15 protein-coding genes are annotated in these 21,175 nt (G+C 63.3%); 6 read left to right on the top strand and 9 right to left on the bottom strand.

What is annotated here, in order from left to right; all coding sequences use genetic code 11:
- The 3 genes from glgB to ACX3OW_RS05980 all read right to left on the bottom strand — a co-directional run bounded on the left by glgB (window position 1) and on the right by ACX3OW_RS05980 (window position 6,743).
- A complete protein-coding gene (gene glgB, locus ACX3OW_RS05990) occupies window positions 1–2,202 on the bottom strand; it encodes a 1,4-alpha-glucan branching protein GlgB (RefSeq protein ID WP_459094851.1) in 2,202 nt (733 codons plus the stop codon).
- A gap of 87 nt (window positions 2,203–2,289) precedes the next feature.
- Window positions 2,290–4,767, bottom strand: coding sequence for a glycogen/starch/alpha-glucan phosphorylase (locus ACX3OW_RS05985; protein WP_459094850.1), 2,478 nt, complete (start codon window positions 4,765–4,767; stop codon window positions 2,290–2,292).
- Between the two features lie 116 nt (window positions 4,768–4,883).
- A complete protein-coding gene (locus ACX3OW_RS05980) occupies window positions 4,884–6,743 on the bottom strand; it encodes a monovalent cation:proton antiporter-2 (CPA2) family protein (RefSeq protein WP_459094849.1) in 1,860 nt (619 codons plus the stop codon).
- Window positions 6,744–6,978: 235 nt separating this feature from the next.
- On the opposite strand from ACX3OW_RS05980, the gene ACX3OW_RS05975 reads away from it, so the two are divergent.
- Window positions 6,979–7,920 (top strand): nucleoside hydrolase, encoded by a 942-nt coding sequence (locus ACX3OW_RS05975; protein ID WP_459094848.1) that lies wholly within the window; start codon window positions 6,979–6,981, stop codon window positions 7,918–7,920.
- A 113-nt stretch (window positions 7,921–8,033) separates the two neighbouring features.
- Window positions 8,034–8,645, top strand: a complete 612-nt coding sequence (locus ACX3OW_RS05970; RefSeq protein ID WP_459094847.1) for a LysE family translocator — start codon at window positions 8,034–8,036, stop codon at window positions 8,643–8,645.
- Between the two features lie 4 nt (window positions 8,646–8,649).
- Here ACX3OW_RS05970 and ACX3OW_RS05965 read toward each other — a convergent pair whose 3' ends face one another.
- The 6 genes from ACX3OW_RS05965 to ACX3OW_RS05940 all read right to left on the bottom strand — a co-directional run bounded on the left by ACX3OW_RS05965 (window position 8,650) and on the right by ACX3OW_RS05940 (window position 15,209).
- Window positions 8,650–9,537, bottom strand: a complete 888-nt coding sequence (locus ACX3OW_RS05965) for a carbohydrate kinase family protein (protein WP_459094846.1) — start codon at window positions 9,535–9,537, stop codon at window positions 8,650–8,652.
- A complete protein-coding gene (locus tag ACX3OW_RS05960; RefSeq protein ID WP_459094845.1) occupies window positions 9,534–10,601 on the bottom strand; it encodes an ABC transporter ATP-binding protein in 1,068 nt (355 codons plus the stop codon). Before ACX3OW_RS05960 ends, ACX3OW_RS05965 begins: the two co-directional genes overlap by 4 nt.
- Window positions 10,601–12,109 (bottom strand): argininosuccinate lyase, encoded by a 1,509-nt coding sequence (gene argH / locus ACX3OW_RS05955; protein WP_459094844.1) that lies wholly within the window; start codon window positions 12,107–12,109, stop codon window positions 10,601–10,603. The genes ACX3OW_RS05960 and argH overlap by 1 nt, the downstream gene beginning before the upstream one ends.
- Window positions 12,110–12,112: 3 nt before the next feature.
- Window positions 12,113–12,961 carry a carbohydrate ABC transporter permease gene (locus ACX3OW_RS05950; RefSeq protein WP_459095458.1) on the bottom strand — a complete coding sequence of 283 codons (849 nt, stop codon included), beginning with the start codon at window positions 12,959–12,961 and terminating at the stop codon, window positions 12,113–12,115.
- Window positions 12,962–12,966: 5 nt separating this feature from the next.
- Complete coding sequence (locus ACX3OW_RS05945; protein ID WP_459094843.1) at window positions 12,967–13,896, bottom strand: carbohydrate ABC transporter permease; 930 nt, start codon at window positions 13,894–13,896, stop codon at window positions 12,967–12,969.
- Between the two features lie 71 nt (window positions 13,897–13,967).
- Window positions 13,968–15,209 (bottom strand): extracellular solute-binding protein, encoded by a 1,242-nt coding sequence (locus ACX3OW_RS05940; RefSeq protein ID WP_459094842.1) that lies wholly within the window; start codon window positions 15,207–15,209, stop codon window positions 13,968–13,970.
- Between the two features lie 198 nt (window positions 15,210–15,407).
- Between ACX3OW_RS05940 and ACX3OW_RS05935 the strand changes: the two genes are divergently transcribed.
- Genes ACX3OW_RS05935 through solA form a run of 4 tightly spaced genes read left to right on the top strand, consistent with a single transcriptional unit; the run spans window position 15,408 to window position 21,065 of the window.
- Entirely contained in the window at window positions 15,408–16,631 is a 1,224-nt protein-coding gene (locus ACX3OW_RS05935) for an ROK family protein (protein ID WP_459094841.1), read from the top strand.
- A 28-nt stretch (window positions 16,632–16,659) separates the two neighbouring features.
- Entirely contained in the window at window positions 16,660–19,023 is a 2,364-nt protein-coding gene (locus ACX3OW_RS05930) for a PIG-L family deacetylase (RefSeq protein WP_459094840.1), read from the top strand.
- Between the two features lies 1 nt (window position 19,024).
- A complete protein-coding gene (locus ACX3OW_RS05925) occupies window positions 19,025–19,903 on the top strand; it encodes a DMT family transporter (protein ID WP_459094839.1) in 879 nt (292 codons plus the stop codon).
- Complete coding sequence (gene solA / locus ACX3OW_RS05920; RefSeq protein WP_459094838.1) at window positions 19,896–21,065, top strand: N-methyl-L-tryptophan oxidase; 1,170 nt, start codon at window positions 19,896–19,898, stop codon at window positions 21,063–21,065. Before ACX3OW_RS05925 ends, solA begins: the two co-directional genes overlap by 8 nt.
- The last annotated feature ends 110 nt before the right edge of the window (window positions 21,066–21,175 follow it).

The following is a 21,175-nucleotide window of genomic DNA, read 5'->3' as shown; positions in this document are numbered from 1 at the left end:
TCAGGCCGGCTCAAATTTCAGGAATAATGTCGATAATGGCGGCAGATAAAGCTCTGCCTCCGCCGGCCAGTGCCTGCCCTCCACTGCATAGGCATCAACCGCCCCCTGGTTGCCGCTGTTGGACCCGGCATACCAGCCCGCATCGGTATTGATGCGCTCCACCCATTTGCCGGCCTGCGGCATGGGAATTTTGTAGCCGGTCCGCGGCACCGGGGTGAAGTTGGAGATCACCAGCACCGGATCATGCCCCGGCGTCTTGCGCAGCCAGGCAAATACCGAATTGGTGTGGTCATTGCCGATCACCCATTCAAACCCATCCGGCTCGCAATCGCGCTCATGCAGCGCCGGCAATTGCCGATAGGCGAGATTGAGATCGGCGATCAGCCGCCGCATGCCCTCATGGGTGCCGGATTCGAGCAGATACCAATCGAGCGCCTTGTTCTCATCCCATTCGTCGCGCTGGGCGAATTCCTGGCCCATGAACAACAGCTTCTTGCCCGGATGGCCCCACATATAGGCGAGATAGGCCCGTAGATTGGCGAATTTCTGCCAGTCATCGCCTGGCATCTTCTCCAGCAGCGAGCCCTTGCCATGCACCACTTCGTCGTGGCTCAGCGGCAGCAGGAAATTCTCGCTGAAGGCATAGACCGTGCCAAAGGTCATGTCGTTATGGTGGAACTTGCGATGCACCGCCTCGCGGCTCATGTAGCGCAAAGTGTCGTTCATGAAGCCCATGTTCCACTTGAACCCAAAGCCCAGCCCGCCGGTATAAGCGGGGTGGCTGACGCCGGGCCAGGAGGTGGATTCCTCGGCAATCATGAAAGTGCCCGGATGCAGCCGATAGGCTTCCGAATTCACCCGGCGCAGAAACTCCACCGCTTCCAGATTGTGGTTGCCGCCGAATTTGTTGGGCACCCACTCGCCCGGCTGGCGCGAGTAGTCGAGATAGAGCATCGACGCCACGGCATCGACGCGTAGCCCGTCGATATGGAATTTCTCCAGCCAATACAGCGCATTATTGACCAGGAAGCCGACCACTTCCTTGCGGCCGAAATTGTAGATCGCCGTGTTCCAGTCGGGGTGGTAACCCTGACGCGGATCGGCATGCTCATACAGTGCCGTGCCGTCGAAATTGGCCAGCCCATGCGCGTCGGTCGGGAAATGCGCCGGCACCCAATCGAGAATGATCCCGAGCCCCGCCTCATGCGCCGCATTGACGAAGCGCGCAAAACCCGCCGGATCGCCATGCCGCGAGGTCGGTGCATAGAGCCCGACCGGCTGATAGCCCCAGCTCGGATCAAAAGGATGCTCGGTGATCGGCAGCAACTCGATATGGGTGTAGCCCATGTCGGCCGCATAGGGCACCAACTGCTCGGCCAACTGGTCATACGTCAGGAAGCCACCATCCGGCCGCCGCCGCCAGCTGCCCAGATGCACCTCATAAACCGACATCGGCGTGCGGCGCCAATCGCGCTTGGCGCGCTCTTCGAGATATTTGTCGTCGGTCCACGGAAATGGCGTCGGATCGGGCACAATCGAGGCAGTGCGCGGCCGCAGCTCGGCCTGCCGGCCAAACGGATCGGCCTTGAGCGGCAGTATCACCCCGTCCGGTCCAACGATCTCGTATTTATACAGCGTTCCCGTACCCAGCACCGGGATGAACACCTCCCAGATGCCGGTCTCGGTGCGCTTGCGCATCGGATGGCGTCGCCCATCCCATTCATTGAACAACCCGACCACACTGACGCGCTGCGCATTGGGCGCCCAGACCGCAAAATGCGTGCCATGGATGCCCTCGAATTCCATTTCGTGCGCGCCGAGCTTGTCGAACAGCCGCAAATGGCTGCCTTCGCCAATGTAATAATCGTCCATCGGCCCCAGCACCGGCCCGAAGGAATAGGGATCATAGACGTCCCATTCCCCGCCTGCATTTTTGGCGCGATAGCGGATTGGCTGGCGCTTATCGATGCTGATCTTGCCCTCGAAAAAGCCGGCGGCATGACGCGGGATCAACGTACCGAGTTCGGTATCGTCCAGACCATAGGCGGTCAGCAGTTCGGCATGCGGCACGAAGGCCCTCAGCACCCACTGCCCGCCGACCTCGTGCAGGCCCAGAAACGCGAACGGGTTGGAATGACGACCGCCGACGATCGCTTCGACTTCCCGTGAATCGGCTTGCCAGTCTTCCTTAGTCACACACACGCTCCCCCAACGGCGAATTTGACTCGCCTGAACCCTCAATCCACGCCACGCCCAGACTTGTTCGCTGTTTGCCTCCCTGGCTCATCATCATGCCGGCGGCACTGGGACATTCCAGATGTCCTGCGCATATTGCCTGATCGTCCGGTCGGACGAAAAGAAGCCGACCCGCGCCGTATTGCGGATCGCCATGGCGTTCCAGCGCCGCTTGTCGGCCCAGATCGCATCGACCTGGGCTTGGGCCGCAGCATAGGCATCGAAGTCCCGGGCCACCATAAACCAGTCATGCTCATAAAGCCCGCCGATCAGGTCACGATACCGGTTTGGATCGTCTGGCGAGAACACACCCGAGGCAATAGACTCCAGCACTTCCTTGAGCCGGGACGAACCATCAATGGCGGCACGCGGCAACTCGCCACTGGCGCGCTTCTCGTTCACCTCCTCGGTGGTCAGGCCGAAAATCACGATATTGTCCGCCCCCACTTCCTTGTGCATTTCCACATTGGCACCATCCATCGTGCCGATGGTGAGGGCGCCATTGGCCATGAACTTCATGTTGCCGGTGCCCGACGCTTCCATGCCCGCCGTCGAAATCTGCTCGCTGAGATCGGCGGCCGGCACGATGACTTCGGCCAGGCTCACATTGTAATTGGGCAGGAACACCACCTTGAGCAGGCCGCGCACCGCCGGGTCATTGTTGATGACCTTGGCGACGTCATTGATCAGTTTGATGATGAGCTTGGCGTTCCAGTAGCCCGGAGCCGCCTTGCCCGCAAAGATCTTAACGCGCGGCGCCCAGTCCCGTTCCGGATGCGTGCGAATTTCATCATATAGCGCAACGGCTTGGATGATATTGAGCAATTGGCGCTTATATTCGTGGATGCGCTTGATCTGCACGTCGAACATGGCGTCAGCCGACACCGTGATCCCCAGCCGGTCCTTGATCAGCCGCGCCAGTCTCTGCTTGTTGGCCAGCTTTACCGCGGCAAACTGCCCCTGGAAGCTTGGATCGTCGGCATGCGCGTCCAGCCCGTGCAGCAGCTCGATATTGTCGAGAAAGCCAGGTCCGATGCGCTCGCTGATCAATTTGGTCAGCGCGGGATTGCACTGCATCAGCCAACGGCGTGGCGTGATGCCATTGGTCTTGTTGTTGATGCGGTCCGGATAAAGCCGGTGCAGGTCGGAAAACACCGTCTGCTTCATCAGTTCGGTATGCAGCGCCGACACGCCATTGATCGAGTGCGAGCCGACAAAGGCCAGCTGCCCCATGCGCACGCGCCGGCCGCCATTCTCATCGATCAGCGACACATTGGCTATTTGCGCATCGGTGAACTTGGCCCGGTTGCGCGCATCGGCCAGCACATCGGCATTGATCTGGTAGATGATCTGCATGTGGCGCGGCAGCATCCGCTCCAGCAGCGCCACCGGCCAGCTTTCCAGCGCTTCGGGCAGCAGCGTGTGATTGGTGTAGCCGAACGTGCCCCGGGTCAGCACCCAAGCATCGGCCCATTTGATCCCGTTATCATCGACCAGAATGCGCATCAGCTCGGCGATGGAAATAGCCGGATGGGTATCGTTGAGCTGGATGGCCACCTTGTCGGGCAGCGAGGTCAGCACGCCATATTGCTGGAGGTGTCGCCGCACGATGTCCTGCAGCGACGCCGACGAGAAGAAGAACTCCTGCCGCAGCCGCAATTCCTGGCCCGCCGCCGTCGAATCCGCCGGATAGAGCACGCGGGTGATGGCTTCAGCCCGCGAGCTTTCTTCCAGCGCGCCGATATGGTCGCCGGAGTTGAATTTGTCGAGCAGAATGGGGTCGATCGGCTGCGCGCTCCACAGCCGCAAGGTGTTCACCCGCGCCCCGCGCCAGCCGACGATCGGCGTGTCATAGGCAACCGCCAGCACGTGGTCATTGGGTTGCCAATCCTGCCGAATGGTCCCGTCGGGATCGGTCACCGGCTCGACATGCCCGCCAAAGCCGACCTCATAGGCGCTTTCGCGCCGCTCGAATTCCCATGGATTGCCGTGCGCCAGCCATTCCTCGGGCAGTTCGACCTGCCAGCCCTCGCTCATTTCCTGGCGGAACAAGCCGTGCACATAGCGAATGCCATAGCCATAGGCCGGGATTTTCACCGTCGACATGGATTCAAGGAAACACGCCGCCAGCCGGCCCAGGCCGCCATTGCCCAGCGCCGCATCGGGCTCAAGGTTGATCAAATCGCCCAGATCGACATTGAGATTTTTGAGCGCGTCACGCACCGGCTCGAGCAGCCCCACATTGCTCATCGCATCCCGCATCAGCCGGCCAATGAGGAATTCTAGGCTGAGATAATAGACGCGCTTGTGCGAGGTGCGCCAGGTTTCGCGGGATGACTCCATCCAGCGATCCATCACCCGGTCGCGCACGGCCAGAATTGTCGCCGCCAGCCAGTCATGTGGCCGCGCAACAATCGGGTCCTTGCCGACCGAATAGATCAGTCTTTCGAGAATCTCGGCCTGAATGGCCTCAACATAAGTCGCGCGGGGTTCCGGCGTAGGGGCGTCGTAAACGATCGGCTGTTGCGGCATATCGCAATCCAGATTTCATAACGATGTATTCCCCTCTAGAGACTTTAGTCTTGCACTTAATTTGTGCAGGCGAAAGCCCCCTATGCGCGACGGCGTGGTATTGCCGCGACGACCTGCTAGGCCGGCGGTGCGGGCTGAATGATCTTGTTGACCTCGTCTTCGACGGCCTCTGCATCCACGGCAACGCCGCCCTCGCGCGCCTGTTCCTCGGCATTGCTGAGCAATAGCCGCCGCCCCACCATCCAGTCCTCGCCGGACATTTGCAGTTCGAAGCGTTGCCGGTCGCGCTCGCGCACCCCCTCGATGACCTCGGCGGCTTCCGTCTCCGTCGCACCGAGCCGCTGGATGACTTCGCCGCCAAACACCAGCGCCGTCTCGAAGAGTTCGCGCAGCTGGTAGTCCACCCCGGCCTTGATCAGCTCAAAGGCGTGGCCACGATCGAAGGCCCGCGCCATCACCTTGGCTAGCGGGAACTCGTCGCGCAGCAATTCGGCGATCCGCGTCGTCTGTTCCTTCTTGTCGGTGCAGATCAGGATGATGTCGGCCCGTGCCGCACCGGCCGCCCGCAGAATATCGAGGCGGGTGCCATCGCCATAATACACCTTGAAGCCGATCTGGGCCGCGGCGCGGATCATCTCGGTGTCGTTGTCGATGATCGACACCGAATGCCGCATCGCCAGCAAGGGCTGGCTGGCGATCTGGCCGAAACGTCCAAAGCCGATCAGCAGGATTTTCGCCGAAAGACCATCCGCCGTTTCCACCCCATCCATCGATGGTTCAGCTTGCTTGGGCATGACGAAACGCAGTCCCGCGACGAAGAACGGCGTCAGCACCATCGAGACGATCACCGTGGCGGTGAAGATGGCATTGGTCGGCCCGTCGATAATGCCCGCCGCGACCGCCGTGGTATACAGCACGAAGGCGAATTCGCCGCCCTGCCCCATCAGCACGGCGCGCTCCAGCGCCTCCCCATGGCTCGATTTGAGCAAGCGGGCGATGCCATAAATGGCACCCGCCTTGACCAGCATGTAGCAGACGACGCTGATGGCGATGATCTGCCAGTGCTGCCCCGCTACCGCCAGGTCCAACGACATGCCCACGGCCAGGAAGAACAGCCCGAGCAGGATGCCGCGAAACGGTTCGACATCAGCCTCAAGCTGATGGCGAAAGGTTGAGGTCGAGAGCAGCACTCCGGCCAGAAACGCCCCCATCGCCATCGACAGCCCGCTGACCTGAAACAGCAGCGCCGCCCCCAGCACCACCAGCAATGCCGCCGCCGTCATCACCTCACGCAACTTGGTCGAGGCCAAGGCGGCAAAGAACGGGTTCATGATGCGCCGGCCCAGGAAGATCAGCAGCAGCACGGCGCCAATGGCGACGCCAAAACCGGCAAGCCTGGCCACCAGGCTTTCATCCTCACCCGACGGCGCCAAAATCGCGACAATGGCCAGCAGCGGCACGATCGCCAGATCTTCCAGCAGCAGGATGGACACCATCTTCTGCCCATGCGGCGTCGCCAATTCGCCGCGCTCGCCCAGGATTTGCATGACAATAGCGGTGGAGGTGAGCACAAAGCCCATGCCAAAAATGAAGGCCACCACCGGCGCGAACCCCAGCAGCATCCCCACTCCGGTCAGCAGCGCGCCACAGACCGCCACCTGGATCGCGCCCAGGCCGAAAATCTGCTTGCGCAGCGCCCACAGCTTGGCTGGCTCCATTTCCAGCCCGATAATGAACAGGAACATGACCACGCCGAGTTCGGCCGTGGTCAGCACCGCTTCGGGCTCATGGATCAGCGCGATGCCCGAAGGCCCCAGCACTACCCCGGCCGCCAGATAGCCCAGCACCGAGCCAAGCCCCAGCCGTTTGAACAGCGGTACCGCAATCACCGCCGCGCCCAACAGGGCGACAATCGGAACCAGATCGACCCCATGCGCCGCAGCCTCAGCCGCATGTCCGATCACTTCACCTGCCACGATCGTCTCCGCACCTTGGTCTGCGCAATTTTTTTGCCCCTTGGCGCTCCCCGTCAAGCCAGAAAACATCGGCTTGACGGGAAAGGCACACGGCTTCGCAGCCAGGTCCGTCGCCAATCGGTAACGTCGTCTGACTACAAATGTTCCTTGGAGAAATCCGGCCTGAAGGTGTCGACCAGCAACCCGGCACTCGCTAGGGTGCTGGCCGGATTACACTTCTCGGCAAGGTTGCTGCATGCCCCGCAAGATCATTATCGATACCGACCCCGGCCAGGACGATGCCGTTGCCATCCTGCTGGCCCTGGCCTCGCCAGAAGAGCTGGAGGTGCTTGGCATTGTCGCCGTCGCGGGCAATGTGGGCCTGCACCACAATGCCAATAACGCCCGCAAGGTAGTCGAACTGTCCGGCCGTCGCGACATCCCGGTCTATGCCGGCTGTGCCCGCCCGATCCGCCGCCAGTTGGTGACCGCCGAGCATGTGCATGGCGAAACCGGCCTCGATGGTCCCAACCTGCCCGAGCCCACCATCCCGCTGCAGGCCCAGCACGGCGTCGACTACATCATCGACACGCTGATGGCGGCCGAACCCGGCACGATCACCCTGTGCACGCTGGGGCCGCTGACCAATATCGCCATGGCGCTGATCAAGCAGCCGGCCATCGCCGAGCGCATCGCCGAAATCGTCATGATGGGCGGCGCCTATTTTGAGGTGGGGAACATCACCCCCGCCGCCGAATTCAACATCTATGTCGATCCCGAAGCCGCCGATATCGTGCTCCGCTGCGGCGCGCCGATCACCATGCTGCCGCTCGATGTGACCCACCAGATCCAGTCGACCCCCGACCGCCTCGCCGCCATTCTCGGCCTCGGCAACGCGTCCGGCGCGGCCGTTCACGCCATGCTGACTTTCTCCGAAACCTTCGACCTCAAGAAATACGGCTGGTCCGGCGCGCCGCTGCATGACCCCACCGTCATCGCCTGGCTGCTCCGCCCCGAGCTGTTCGAGGGCCGCCAGTGCAATGTCACCATCGAAACCGGCAGCGACCTCACGGTCGGCATGACCGTCACCGACTATTGGCACGTCACCGACAAGGCCCGGAACGTCAACTACCTCCGCAACGGCAATGCCGATGGGTTTTATGACCTGCTGATCGAAAGGCTAGCACGCCTGCCCTGATCCACCCTGGGAGCATGCTGAAATAGGTCCCCACCCACGGTGGCGGGCCACAGGAGCCATTGGCAACCGCCCCACCCAAGCGTAATGTCCGCCACCCAACCCGAGACCCGATCATGGACCTGTTCACCCTCCTCACCTTCACCGTCGCTTACGCCATTGCGGTGCTGGTCCCCGGCCCCGGCGTCGCAGCCGTTGTTGCTCGCGCTTTGGGCGGCGGCTTCAAGGGCGCTTTTCCGATGGTGCTGGGCATTCTGGTCGGCGATTTGGCCTATTTCGTTTTTGCCGTGTTCGGGCTGGCGGCCATCGCCACCTGGTTCGGGCCGGTCTTCGTCATCGTGCGCTGGGCCGGCGCCGCTTACCTGCTCTATATCGCCTATAAATTCTGGACCTCGCGCCCCGGCGCCGAGCAGATGAAGCCCAAGAATGAGGATGGCTGGAAGACCTTTTTCGCCGGCTTCTCGCTGACCATGGGCAATCCCAAGACCATCGTCTTCTATCTGGCGATCCTGCCCACCGTGGTGCCACTCGACCAGATGAACCTGCTGGCCTTTACCGAGCTGACCGCCATCGTGATTGTCGTGCTGCTGATCATCGGCTGCGGCTATGCTTGGCTCGCCTCGGCGGCGCGCGAAATGTTCAAGAGCCCGAAAGCCCTTGGCCGTCTTAACAAGACCGCCGGCGTGATGATGGCATCCGCCGCCGGCCTCGTTATCTGGCAGCACTGACAGACTAAAGGCTGCCGGTTCCCCCGGCGGCCTGCACCGAGCGCGAACCGCGGGCAATCGCCGCCGCCAGGCAATCGGTCGGGCTACGGCCATCGAGCCAGGCGTCGATAAAGCCGGCATTGAACGCATCGCCCGCGCCGGTGGTGTCCACCACCTCGACGACCGGTGTCGCCAGTTCCAGCACCGCGCCATCCATGGCCAGCAGCGCACCGTCGCCACCCCGCTTGAGCGCCACCACCGGGAAATGCTGCCGCAACTGCTCCAGCGCCGCATGCGAATCCTCGCAGCCGGTCAGCGCCCGGGCTTCTTCCAGATTGGGCAGGAACAGATCCGCCCCCGCCGCATGCTCGAAAAACTGCGGGTCGGCGATCAGCTCATCATCCCAGCTCGGGTCGAGCGAAACCGTCAGCCCCTGCGCCTTGGCGGCGCTGATGGCATCACGCATTTCATGCAAAGTGGCATATTCGGCAATGTGCAGATGCGCCGCTTCGGGCCAGGCCAGCGCCGCCTCAAACGTCGCCGGTCGTGCATGGCCGGCCCGGCGCGACAGGAACGCCCGGTCCTCGCCATTGACCATCACCACGGTCAGCTGTGGGCCGGCCGTTTCGTGCCGATCCAGAAACTGCAGATCGATATTGAGCTCGTCGAACTGCTTGCCCAGCAGCGTTGACATGTCATCGGTACCGAACCGCGCCAACAGCGCCGCCGGCCGCCCGATGGCTGCCAGATGCGCGGCCGAAATCAACGCCCCGCCGCCCGGCGTCAGGGTAAAATCCTGGGCAAACTGCTCGCGCCCCAATTGGGGCATGCCATCGAGACCGCGAAACACCAGGTCGCAGTAAATCCGGCCAAGGCTGAGTACGGCCTTGGCCCCAATGCGGGAAGACGTCATGCGCGGCCCAGAGCCTTCTCGCTCTCGGCGTCGAACAGATAGAGCGAGCCCGGATCGGCATGCACCGTCAGGCTGCTGCCAATCTCCGGCACGACGCGTCCCGGCGCCGTGGCGATCAGCTGGGTCTGGCCGACCAGCACGTGGACCAGGGTCTCTGCCCCCAGCGGCTCGACGGCCTCGACCGTGCCGGTTGCCGACAGCCCGGCGCCGGTCTCCGACCCAACGGTCAGATCATGCGGACGCACGCCCACCAGCACCTTGCCATCATGGCTCGGCAGGGTCAGCCCCGACAGTGCCACGCCGTCAATTGCCAGCGCGCCACCGCTCATGGTCCCGGCCACCAGATTCATCGACGGGCTGCCGATGAAGCGGGCGGTGAACACGTCAGCGGGATGCTCATAAAGGTCGGTCGGCGTACCGACCTGCAAAATCCGGCCATCCTTCATCACCACGATCCTGTCGGCCATGGTCATGGCTTCGATCTGGTCATGCGTCACATAGACGATGGTGGTGCCGAGCCGGCGATGCAGGCTCTTGATTTCCATGCGCATCTGGGCGCGCAGCTGCGCATCGAGATTGGACAGCGGCTCGTCGAACAGGAACGCCACTGGGTCGCGCACCATGGCGCGGCCAATAGCGACGCGCTGGCGCTGACCGCCCGACAGGGCCGCCGGGCGCCGATCCAGCAGCTTTTCCAGACCCAGGGTCTTGCCGGCTTCCTCGATCCGCTGCTGCTTTTCGGCCTTGGAGAGCTTCGACGTATAGAGCCCGAAGCCGATATTCTGGCCCACCGTCATATGCGGATAGATGGCGTAGTTCTGGAACACCATGGCGATATTGCGCTGCTTGGGCTCGCGCTGGTTTACCACCTCATCGCCGATCAGCAGCTTGCCGCCGGAGATATCCTCCAGCCCGGCAATCATGCGCAGCGTAGTCGACTTGCCGCAACCCGACGGGCCGACAAACACCACGAACTCGCCATCCTCGATGGTCAGGTCAATGCCGTGCACGGCGCGGGTTTTGCCGTATTCCTTGACCAGCCCCTGCAGTTCGATTTTTGCCATCAGGCGGATCCCTTCAATGCGTCGAAACGCTCTTTGAGCAATTGCGCGGCCTCAGCCTGGCGGCGCAGCAAAATAGTGTGAGTAGCGGCCAGTTCGGTCGCCTGTTGCCGGTAACCGGCAATCGCCGCCGATAGCGGCTCGGGCGCCGGCCCGCCATAGCGGGTGCGCACGGCCACGAAATATTCGGGCGACACCAGTTCGGCGAAGGTGGCTTCGTCGAGCGTACTGTCCCGTCCGGTCGCCGCCGCGAAAGCGGCCTTGAACGGAGCATAACCATCGCTCATCAGATCACCACCCTCAGCCACCACGGCCTTGGCGACAGCCGCCGCAATCTCGTGGCCCTCGCGGAAGGAGAGCCCTTCGCGCCGCACCAAGCTGTCAGCCAGCTCGGTGATGGTGATGCAGGAGCGGCGGATATTATTGGCCACCCGCGCCGGATCGATGCGGATCTGCGCCACCAGCGCTGCCAGCAGGTCGAGCACCCGATAGGCACTGTCGAAGGCCTGATAGCCCATGGCCTGGGTTTCGCCCTCACTGTCATTCATGTCGGTGAATGGCGTGTTGTGCATCACGTCGAGCATCGCCCGCGCCCGGCCAAAGGTCTGGCTGGAGAGGTGGCGCAGGTGCTCGATCGGCACCGGATTGCGCTTCTGCGGCATGATCGAGGAAATCTGCACCAGGGCATTCGGCACATAGATCTGGCCGACCTCAAAGCTGGTCCACACCTGGAAGTCCTGGATCGGACGGCCCAGATGGAGGAACATCAGTTCCAGCGCCGCATAGGTGCTGGTAATGTAGTCGACCCCCGCAATGCAGGAATAGGAATTCTGCAGCGGCGCGGCAAAGCCTAGCAGCTCGGCCACTCGGGCCCGGTCGATGGGAAAGCCCGAAGTGGTGATCGCCGCCGCGCCCATCGGCGACAGGTCGACAATCCGATAGGCCTCGAACAACCGACCAATATCGCGACCCACCATTTCGATGATGGCAGCGAGATAGTGGCCGAAGGTCGTCGGCTGTGCCGGCTGGCCATGGGTATAGGCCACGATCAGCGTTGCCTTCTCCCGCTCGGCGGCGTCGACCAACGCCGTGTGCAGGGCCAGCGCCTTGCCGATCAGCACGTCCAGCCGTTCCTTGAGGCCCAGCTTGAACAAAGTGTGGTCGATGTCGTTGCGCGAACGGGCCGTATGCAGTCGCCCGCCCAGATCGGGGCCGACGCGCTTTTTCAGTTCCTTCTCGATGAGGAAGAAGAAGTCTTCCACCTCACCGGTATAGACCAGCGTCGCCGGATCGATTTCGGCGTCGATGCTGTCGAGCGCCTTGGCAATGTCGCGGGCCTGGTCGGCGTCGACAATGCCGGTTTCGGCCAGCATCACCAGATGCGCGCGATCAATGGCGCGAAAGCCGGTGACGTGGTGGTTCTTGGCCCCGTCAAACAGCGGCCGCAGCACTGTTTCCTTGTAAACGGGATCGGGGAAAACCGAGTTATCGGCGAGGCGTGGATCAGTCATGTCTTAACCCTTGAGACCGGCCAGCATCACGCCACGCACGATGTAGCGCTGCAGGGCGAGGAATACGAGCAGGGTCGGAATGGTGCCGATGGCGGCGCCGGTCATGATCAGTTCCCACTGGATCGAGGCTTCGGCGGAGAAGCTCGAAATGCCGACGGGCAGCGTATAAAGCTCCTTCGACGTGGTGACGATCAGCGGCCAGAAGAACGCCGTCCAGTTGCCGAGGAAGCTGAAGATGGCCAGGGCCGAGATCGCCGGCACCACCATGGGCATGGCGATCTTCCACCAGATGGTGAACTCGTTCAGCCCGTCGACGCGCGCTGCTTCGAGGAAGTCGTTGGGCACGCCCTCAAAGAACTGCTTCATCAGGAAGGTGCCGAAAGCCGTCATCATGCCCGGGAACATGATGCCCCAATAGCTATCGATCCAGCCGAGCTGGCTGCTCATCAGGTACCATGGGATCACCAGCATTTCGGTGGGGATCATCAGCGTCGACAGGATCGCCAGGAACACGAAATAGCGGCCCTTGAACTCGAACTTGGCCAGCGTGTAGCCAACCAGCGAGTCGAAGAACACGTTGGAAATCGTCACTGTCAGGGCGATGAAGGTGGAGTTGAAGAACCACTTCATGAAGCGTCCGTCACCCAGCACCTTGATATAGTTGTCGAAGGTCGGCGCCAGCGGGATCAGCCGCAGATCATAGACCTGCCCCGAGGTCTTGAGCGAGGTCGAGAACATATAGAGCAGCGGCGTGACCATGATCAGGCCACCGATCAACAGCACGGTCCAGATGATGATACGGCCGGGGCGGATGTCGCGGCGGTTGGCGGCCAACTCGGAGGATGCGGTCATGGCGGTCATTTCTTTTCCCTCAGCACATAGAGCTGCATCAGGGAGACGATGAGCAGGATGGTGAACAACACCACGGTCTGCGCCGCGGCATAGCCCATCTGGTAGGACGAGAAGGCGGTCTGATAGATCATCAGCACCAACGGCTTGGTGGCATTGAGCGGCCCACCCGGATCATTGGTGGTCATGTTATAGACCTGGTCGAAAATCCGCAGGAAGCCGATCGAGGAGAACACCACGAGGAACACGGTGGTCGGCTTCAGCAAGGGCACGGTGATCTTGCGCAGGATCGCCCAGTCGCCCAGCCCGTCGATTTTCGCGGCTTCGTAGAAGGTCGAGGGAATGGCGCGGATACCGGCCATGAAGATGATGATCTGAAAGCCCAGTCCGGCCCAGATGGCGGGGATCAGGATCGACGGCAGCGCTTGCGTGGTCGAGCGCAGGAAAGGCTGCTGCTCCAGACCGGCCGAGCTGAGGAAACCGTTGATGATGCCAATCGGCACCGGCTGATAGAACCAGCGCCACACCCAGCCCATGGCCGCAGCAGTGGTCAGGAAGGGCAGGAAATACAGCGCCCGGATAAAGCCGTGCATGAAGCGCACGCGATCCAGATAATAGGCGATCACGAAGGAGATCAGCAGGCTGAGTGGCGTGCCGATGATCAGATAAAGGAAGGTGTTCTGGAACACTTTCCAGAAAATCGGATCCTTGAACATTTTGACATAATTGGCGAAGCCGATGAACTTGGCTGGGCGCAACAGGTCCCAGTTGGTCATCGACAGCCAGAACGCCTGAAATGTCGGGTAAAATCTTATGCCGGCATAAAACAGCAGCGGCACGGCCAGAAACACCCAGGCCCAGATCACCCGTTTGGTGCTGATGTTCAGCCGGTCCCAGAAGCGTGCTGAGCCTGCTGTGTGGTTTGCGGTCGCCGCCATTTTCGCTCCTGCCAAATAATTCGCCCGGCGGCGGACCAAACCGCCGCCGGACGTAACTTATGCGTTCGTTCTTACTCGGTCGCTGCGTCGATGATTTCCTGCTCGGCGGCGGCCGCCTGAGCAATGGCATCTTCGACCGACTGACCTTCGAGCAGCACGCGGTTGACCATGTCGACGGCAACCTGGCGCTGGCCGGCTTCGTCATAGAACTTGGTCGTGTAGGCGTAATCGAGGCCCTTGAGGAACGGCCCGAGGATCGGATCGGCCACATTGGCTTCGCTCAGCGCGGCTTCGCGGCGGGCCGGCAGTTCGCCAACCGTATCCTGCCAGATTTCCATCGCCTCGGCCGAGGTGATGTAGGTCAGGAACTTCTCGGCGGCAGCCTTGCGCTCGCCTTCGGCAGTGGCGCCGATGGCGTTGGCGAAGTAGCTCGAATAGTTCGAGCGCAGGCCATTGGCGTCGGCCGGCAACTCAACCACACCCCATTCGAACGGGTTGCCGGCGAAGGCGCCGAGACGGAACGTGCCGTCGATGGTCATGGCGGCAAGACCAGCGCGGAACGCGGCCTGACCTTCGTCCATGAAGCCGATCTGGCCCACTTTGCTGTCGGTCTGCAGGTCGGTGTAGTACTTCAGCGCAGCAACGCCGGCGGCGTCGTTATAGGCAACGTTGCCTTCGGCATCATAGGGAACGCCACCGTTCTGACGGATCAGAACTTCGCGCCACCAATGGTGATCCTGGCCGGCCATGTCGAGGGTGACGCCCTCGGACGTGATGTTGCCCGAACCATCGCGTTTGGTGGTGGCTTCGGCTGCCGCGAGGAATTCCTCGAGGTTTGACGGCGGGTTGGCAATGCCGGCTTCGGCAAACAGCGCCTTGTTGTAGAACAGCGCCAGCGAACGCACGGCGGTCGGCAGACCATAATAGTCCTCGCCAACCTTCATCGCCGAGACGATCGGGAAGAATTCGGATTCGATGACGTCATGCGGGAACACGGCGGGATCCAGCGGCTGGATCAGGCCACCCGAGACGAAATTGTCGAGCCAGCCGTAGAACAGCTGCACGACATCCGGGCCCTGCCCGGCGACCTTGGCCGCGACGACGCGGGTCTGGTAGTCGGCATAGGGGAAGGTGGTCTGCTTGACCGTGATGTCGGGGTTAGCCGCTTCAAAATTGGCGATCAGCTTGTCCATGGCCTGTACGCGGCTATCGAACACATACTGCCAGTATTCGATCTCAACGGCCTGCGCCGAACCCAGCGCCAGAAAGCTGATGCCAGCGGCCAAGCCGGCGATTTTTGCCTTGGTAAGCATTAAGTCCTCCTTTTGGCCGCGGACCCTCCGGCGGCCATCTGCATACGGAAACCCGGCGGAAACCCGCCTATCCAGTCCCAAGCGTCTCCGAACTGACTGAACCTGTCAATAAAATAATCTACTTGAGTTATTATGATCGGCCGATAATCTGCCGCCTGTCTCGGCGCACCAGCGGCGGGCACAGGGAGGGGTCTCAGCGTGATTAGCCGCAGCAAACGCAGTTCGCGCCAGCGCGTGGCCATCGGCTCCAATCCCGAGCGCAACCGCGCGCATAACCGCCGCGTCGTGCTCGAAGTCATCCGCATGCAAGGCCATATGGGCCGCACCGAAATTGCCCGCCGCGCCCAGCTCACCGCTCAGGCCGTCGCCAATATTGTCGAGGAACTGCTCGAAGAGGGCCTACTGATCGAACTGGGGCGCTTGCGCTCCGGTCGCGGCCAGCCGCCGATCCAGTTTGCCGTCAATCCCAATGGCCCGATGACCGCCGGCGTCGAAATCGCCGCCGACCGCATGGTCACCGTACTGGTCGATCTTTCCGGCGGCATTCGCGGCCAATCCATCATCCCGCTGACCCAAACCGGCCCCGAGGTGATTCCCGACCAGGCCGCTGCCCAGATCGCAGCATTGCAGGCCAGCCTGGGCGCCGACGCGCCGCCTTTGCTCGGCGTCGGCGTGGTGATGCCCGGCCCGTTTGAAGTCGAAGGCATGAGTTCGGTTGGCCCGGCCACCCTGCCCGGCTGGACCGGCGTTGATCCCGTCGCCCTGTTTTCCAAGGCCACCGGCAGCCATCTCGTCATCGACAACGACGCCACCGCCGCCGCTGTCGGCGAGCGGCTCTATGGCGCCGGCCAGCAGATCGGCACCTTCTGCTATCTCTATTTCGGTGTCGGCCTGGGGCTCGGCGTCATTCAGGACGGCCGCCCGCTGCGCGGCGCTTTCGGCAATGCCGGCGAGCTCGGCCATGTCGGACTGGTGCCGCGCAAGGGCCGAATCGCCCATGGTCCGGCCGGCGCATTGGAACGCTTCGCCTCGGTCTTCGCCCTGCGTGAACACCTGGCCATGGCCGGCATCTATGCGGCGACCGTCGAAGACATCCAGAAGCTGCATGACGAAAACTGCGCCCCGCTCAATGAATGGATCGAGCTGGCCGCCGACTATCTGGTGCCGACCGTCGGCATGCTGGAAAACATCTTCGATCCGGCCACGGTGATCTTCGGCGGTGGCCTGCCCGATTCCGTGCTCGACGCGATGATTGCCGCGCTCGATCCCCTGCCCGTCTCCGTCGCCACCCGCCAGCAGCGCAGCCTGCCGCGCGTCTTGCGTGGCCAGACCGGCCAATTGACCGCCGCATTGGGCGCGGCCGCCCTGCCGCTGCTCGATACCGTTTCACCTCACCTCAGCGTCGCCAGCGCCACTGGCTGACCGAACACTTGCTAAACTGGACGACCCCATGCTGACCGCTCGAGACCGCCTGTACCGCCGCGCCGCCGCGCCCCGTTCCGTTGCCCTGCAGCGGGCCCTCAGTCGTTTGACCTCGACCGTGACCGTGATGAACACCGGCGCCCACCCGGACGACGAACAGAGCGGCATGCTGGCCACCATGCGTTTCGAGCAGGGCATGCGCATCGTCATCGCCTGTTCCACCCGCGGCGAAGGCGGCCAGAACACCAGCGGCCCCGAGCGCACCGGCGCATTGGGCGTGATGCGGTCGCGCGAAATGGAAGAAGCCGCCCGCGTGCTTGACGCCGATATCGCCTGGCTCGGCCATGGCCCCGACGATCCGGTGCATGATTTCGGCTTCTCCAAATCCGGCCCTGACACCCTGTCGCGCTGGGGCCGTGAGCGCACCATCGAGCGGCTGGTCCGCGCCTATCGCCAGTTCCGCCCCGATATCGTCATCCCTACCTTTCTCGACGTGCCCGGCCAGCATGGTCACCACCGCGCCATGACCGAAGCCGCCGAGACCGCGCTGGCGCTTGCTGCAGAACCGGCCGCCTATCCCGAACATGCCGCCGAGGGGCTGACGCCGTGGCGCGTCGCCAAATATTATCTCCCCGCCTGGACCGGCGGCAGCAATGGCTATTACGACGACGAAGTGCCGCCGCCGCCCGCCACCACCCTGGTCACCGCCACCGGGCCGGACCCGGTGACCGGCATGAGCTATGATCGCCTCGGCGAAGTCTCCCGCGCCTATCACGGCAGCCAGAATATGGGCTATTGGACCTTCCCGGCGCAGCTGAGCTGGCCGCTGCATCTGGTCAACGGCGCCGCCGAAAACGCCATCGGCGCCGGCCTCCCCGCCCGCCTCGCCGATCTCGGCGACCACCCTGCGCTAGGCGAGGCCGACGCTGCCATTGCCCAGGCCATCGCCGCCTTCCCCAACGCCGCCGCCCTCACCACGGCTTTGGTCAGCGCCAAGCGCGCCGTCGCTGCTGCACTAGCTGCGCAGACCGCCGACGAAGCCGCCCGCCATGGCCACCGCCTGCAGCGCAAGCGCCAGGAACTCGACGCCGCCTTGGCCCTCGCCGCCGGCCTCGATTTCAGCCTTGCCGTCTCGCCGCGCCTAGCGCCGGGCGGCACCGCGTCGCTCACCGTTGAAATCGACGCAGGCACCGCCGACCACCTCACCATCACCCCGGTGCTGGACGCTAATTTCGAGCCGCTTGCCGCCGTCACCACCGCCGATACCCGCATCACCCTGCCGCTCACCGCCAAGCCCGACGCGGCAATCACCAACGCCTTTGCCCCCGACTGGCTCAGCCTCGGCGGGAATGGTGCGGTGAGCCTGCGCATCGATGCCGTTGTCGCCGGCGAACCGCTATCGATCACCCTAGACACTGAAGAGCCGGTGCAGATCGTACCGCCCTATCAGCTGGCGCTCACCCCCGACGCCATGATTCTGGCCTTGCCAACCCGCGATACGCGCATTGTCGCCATCAAGAGCGATATCGCCGCCGAGCGGGTCAGCTTCGACATCGCGCCCGGCCTCGCCGTTGCCACCAAGGGCTCCGACTTCACCCTGACGCCGGCCGCCGATCTCGAACCCGGCCGCTACACTCTGCACGTTCGCGTCGATGGCACCCCGGCCTATGCCCTCACCGAAATCGCCTACCCCCATATCGGCCGCACCCATTTCGTGCGCCCGCTCGCCCTTGATGTGCTGGCCCTCGACCTGAACCTGCCCAAGAGCCGCATCGGCTATATCAGCGGCGGCAGTGACCGCGTCGGCCTCTGGCTCAAGCGCATGGGCGCCAACGTCACCGAACTCGACGCCGCCGCGCTAGCCGGCGACCTCAGCCAATACGACTCCATCGTCATCGGCATCCTCGCCTTCGGCACCCGCCCCGATCTGGCCGCCGCCACCGAGCGCCTGCATCGCTGGACCGAGGCCGGCGGCCATCTGCTGACGCTCTACCACCGCCCCACCGATGGCTGGAATCCCGACGCCACGCCGCCGCGCATGCTGACCATCGGCTCGCCCTCATTGCGCTGGCGCACCACCAATCCATCGGCCGAGGTCACCATCCTCGCGCCCGAGCACAAACTACTGACCGGCCCCAACGCCATCAGCGCCGCTGATTTCGCCGGCTGGGACAAGGAACGCGGTCTCTATTTCGCCTCCTCCTGGGACCCGGCCTATGTGCCGCTGCTGGCCATGAGCGACCCCGGCGAAGCCCCGCTGACCGGTTCGCTGCTCTCTGCCGAAGTCGGCAAGGGCCGTCACACCCATACCAGCCTCGTGCTGCATCATCAGCTCGACAAGCTGGTGCCGGGCGCGTTCCGCCTACTGGCCAATCTGGTGCAGCCCGCCTGACATGACCGTGCCTCGGCAGCGTTCCGCCGGCATGGTCTGGCTCTTATCCGATATGCTGCTGGTCACCGTGATGACGGTGCTGGTGAAGCTGGGTGGCGCCAGCTTCCCGGCCGTGCAGATGGTGTTCATCCGCTCGCTGATCGGGCTGGTCAGCGTGTTGCCATTGGCGTGGCGACATCGCGCCGCCATCGCCGGCACCACGCAATGGGGCCGCCACATCTTCCGGGTGCTGTGCAATACGCTGGCGCTCAACACCAATTTCGCCGCGCTGACCGCCCTGCCGCTCGCCATGGCCAACGCCATCGGTTTCATGCGCCCATTGGTGGTCATGGCACTGGCCACCTGGCTGCTGCATGAGCGCTCCGGCGGCTGGCGCTGGTTTGGCGCCGTCATCGGTTTTCTCGGCGTGCTGATCATGGTCGCCCCCGGCGAGGTCGCGCTCAATCCGGGCATTCTGGCGGCGCTGGGCTCGGTGCTGTTCGGCTCGCTCGCCGTAGTGCAAACCCGCGCTTTGGCCAACGAGAACACCACCGTACTGATGGTGTTCTACACCGTCGGCCTCTCGGTCTTCACCATCATCCCCGCCAGTCTGGTCTGGCAGCCGGTGGCATTGGGCGACTGGCCGCTGCTGCTCGCCATCGGCATTCTGGCGCAGATCGGGCAATATTGCTTCCTGCGCGCCTATCAATCGGCTCCGGCCAGCATGCTCGCCCCGCTGGGCTATCTCTCCATCGTGCTGGCCACTCTGGCCGGCTATCTCGCCTTTGGCGAAGTCCCGGCCTGGACCACCATTGCCGGCATTGCCATCATCATCGCGGCGCTGGCGCTCACCGCCCGCCTCGACCGACCCCATCGAGAGGAAGCGTCCCTCAATGACTGAGATTTGCGACATTGCCGTCATCGGCCTGGGCGCTATGGGTAGCGCCACCGCCTATCAACTGGCCAAGCGCGGCGCCAAAGTGATCGGCATCGACCGCTTCGCCCCGCCCCACGCAGAAGGCTCCACCCACGGCGAAACCCGCATCACCAGGCGTGGCATTGGCGAGGGTGAAGCCTATGTGCCGCTGGCCATGCGCTCGCACGAACTCTGGCGCGAGATCGAAGCCGAGACCGGCCAGGACATGCTGTTCGAAGTGGGCAGCATCATCATCTCCGAGCATGACGACACCATTGTCCGCCCGGGTCGCACCGCCTTTATCCAACGCTCCATCGGCGCAGCCCAGCACTACGGCATCCCGCACGAAGTCCTCTCCGCCGACGAGATTCGCCACCGCTTTCCCGCCTTCACCCCGCAGGATAGCGAGATCGGCTATTTCGAGCCCGGCGGCGGCTATCTCTGGCCCGAGCGCTGCGTCGCGGCCCAGTTGGAGCTAGCCCAACGTCACGGCGCCACCCTCAAGCTGGGCGCGACCGTCACCGCAATCACCCCATCCGGCAGCGGCGTCATTATCGCCTTCAGCGATGGCAGCACATTGCATGCCGGCCAGGCCATCGTCTCCGCTGGCTCATGGGCTCCGGGCCTGTTGGGCGAACCCTTCACCTCCCTGCTCCGGCCAGTCCGGCAGGTGATGCACTGGTTCGCTCTGGCCCCCGATGCCCCGCCCAACTGGCGCGACGTCCCGGTCTTCATGTGGCCACATGGCGAAACCGAGGATGGGTTTTTCTACGGCTTTCCTAGCCGCGATGGCCTGTCGATGAAAACCGCCGATGAATATTACGGCCCTGCCAGCGACCCCGACCACATCGACCGCGTAGTCCCAGACTCCGACAGCCTGCGCATGCACACCGCCCATGTCGCCGGGCGCCTCGCCGGCGTCACCCCGCGCGCCCTCAAAACCGCCACCTGCATCTACACCGTCACCCCCGACAGCGCCTTCCTCATCGACCGTCACCCCGAACACGCGGCGATCCTCGTCGCCTCCCCCTGCTCCGGCCACGGCTTCAAACACTCGGCTGCCATTGGCGAAAGCCTGGCCCAATGGGCCATTGACGGTCAGCCGGTCATCGACCTCTCGGCGTTTGCCCTGTCTCGCTTCGAATAACATGCGGCAACTGACCAAGGCCCTCGCCACTTCATATGAAATCAAAACAATTGCTCAATTGACACAAGTTTATTGAAGTATAGCCGTAAATTGACTTACGCACTTCTTCG

The sequence above is a fragment of the Devosia sp. A449 genome (assembly GCF_054489375.1).
The sequence above is the reverse complement of the archived record's forward strand: the minus strand, read 5'-3'. Positions and strand labels throughout refer to the sequence as shown.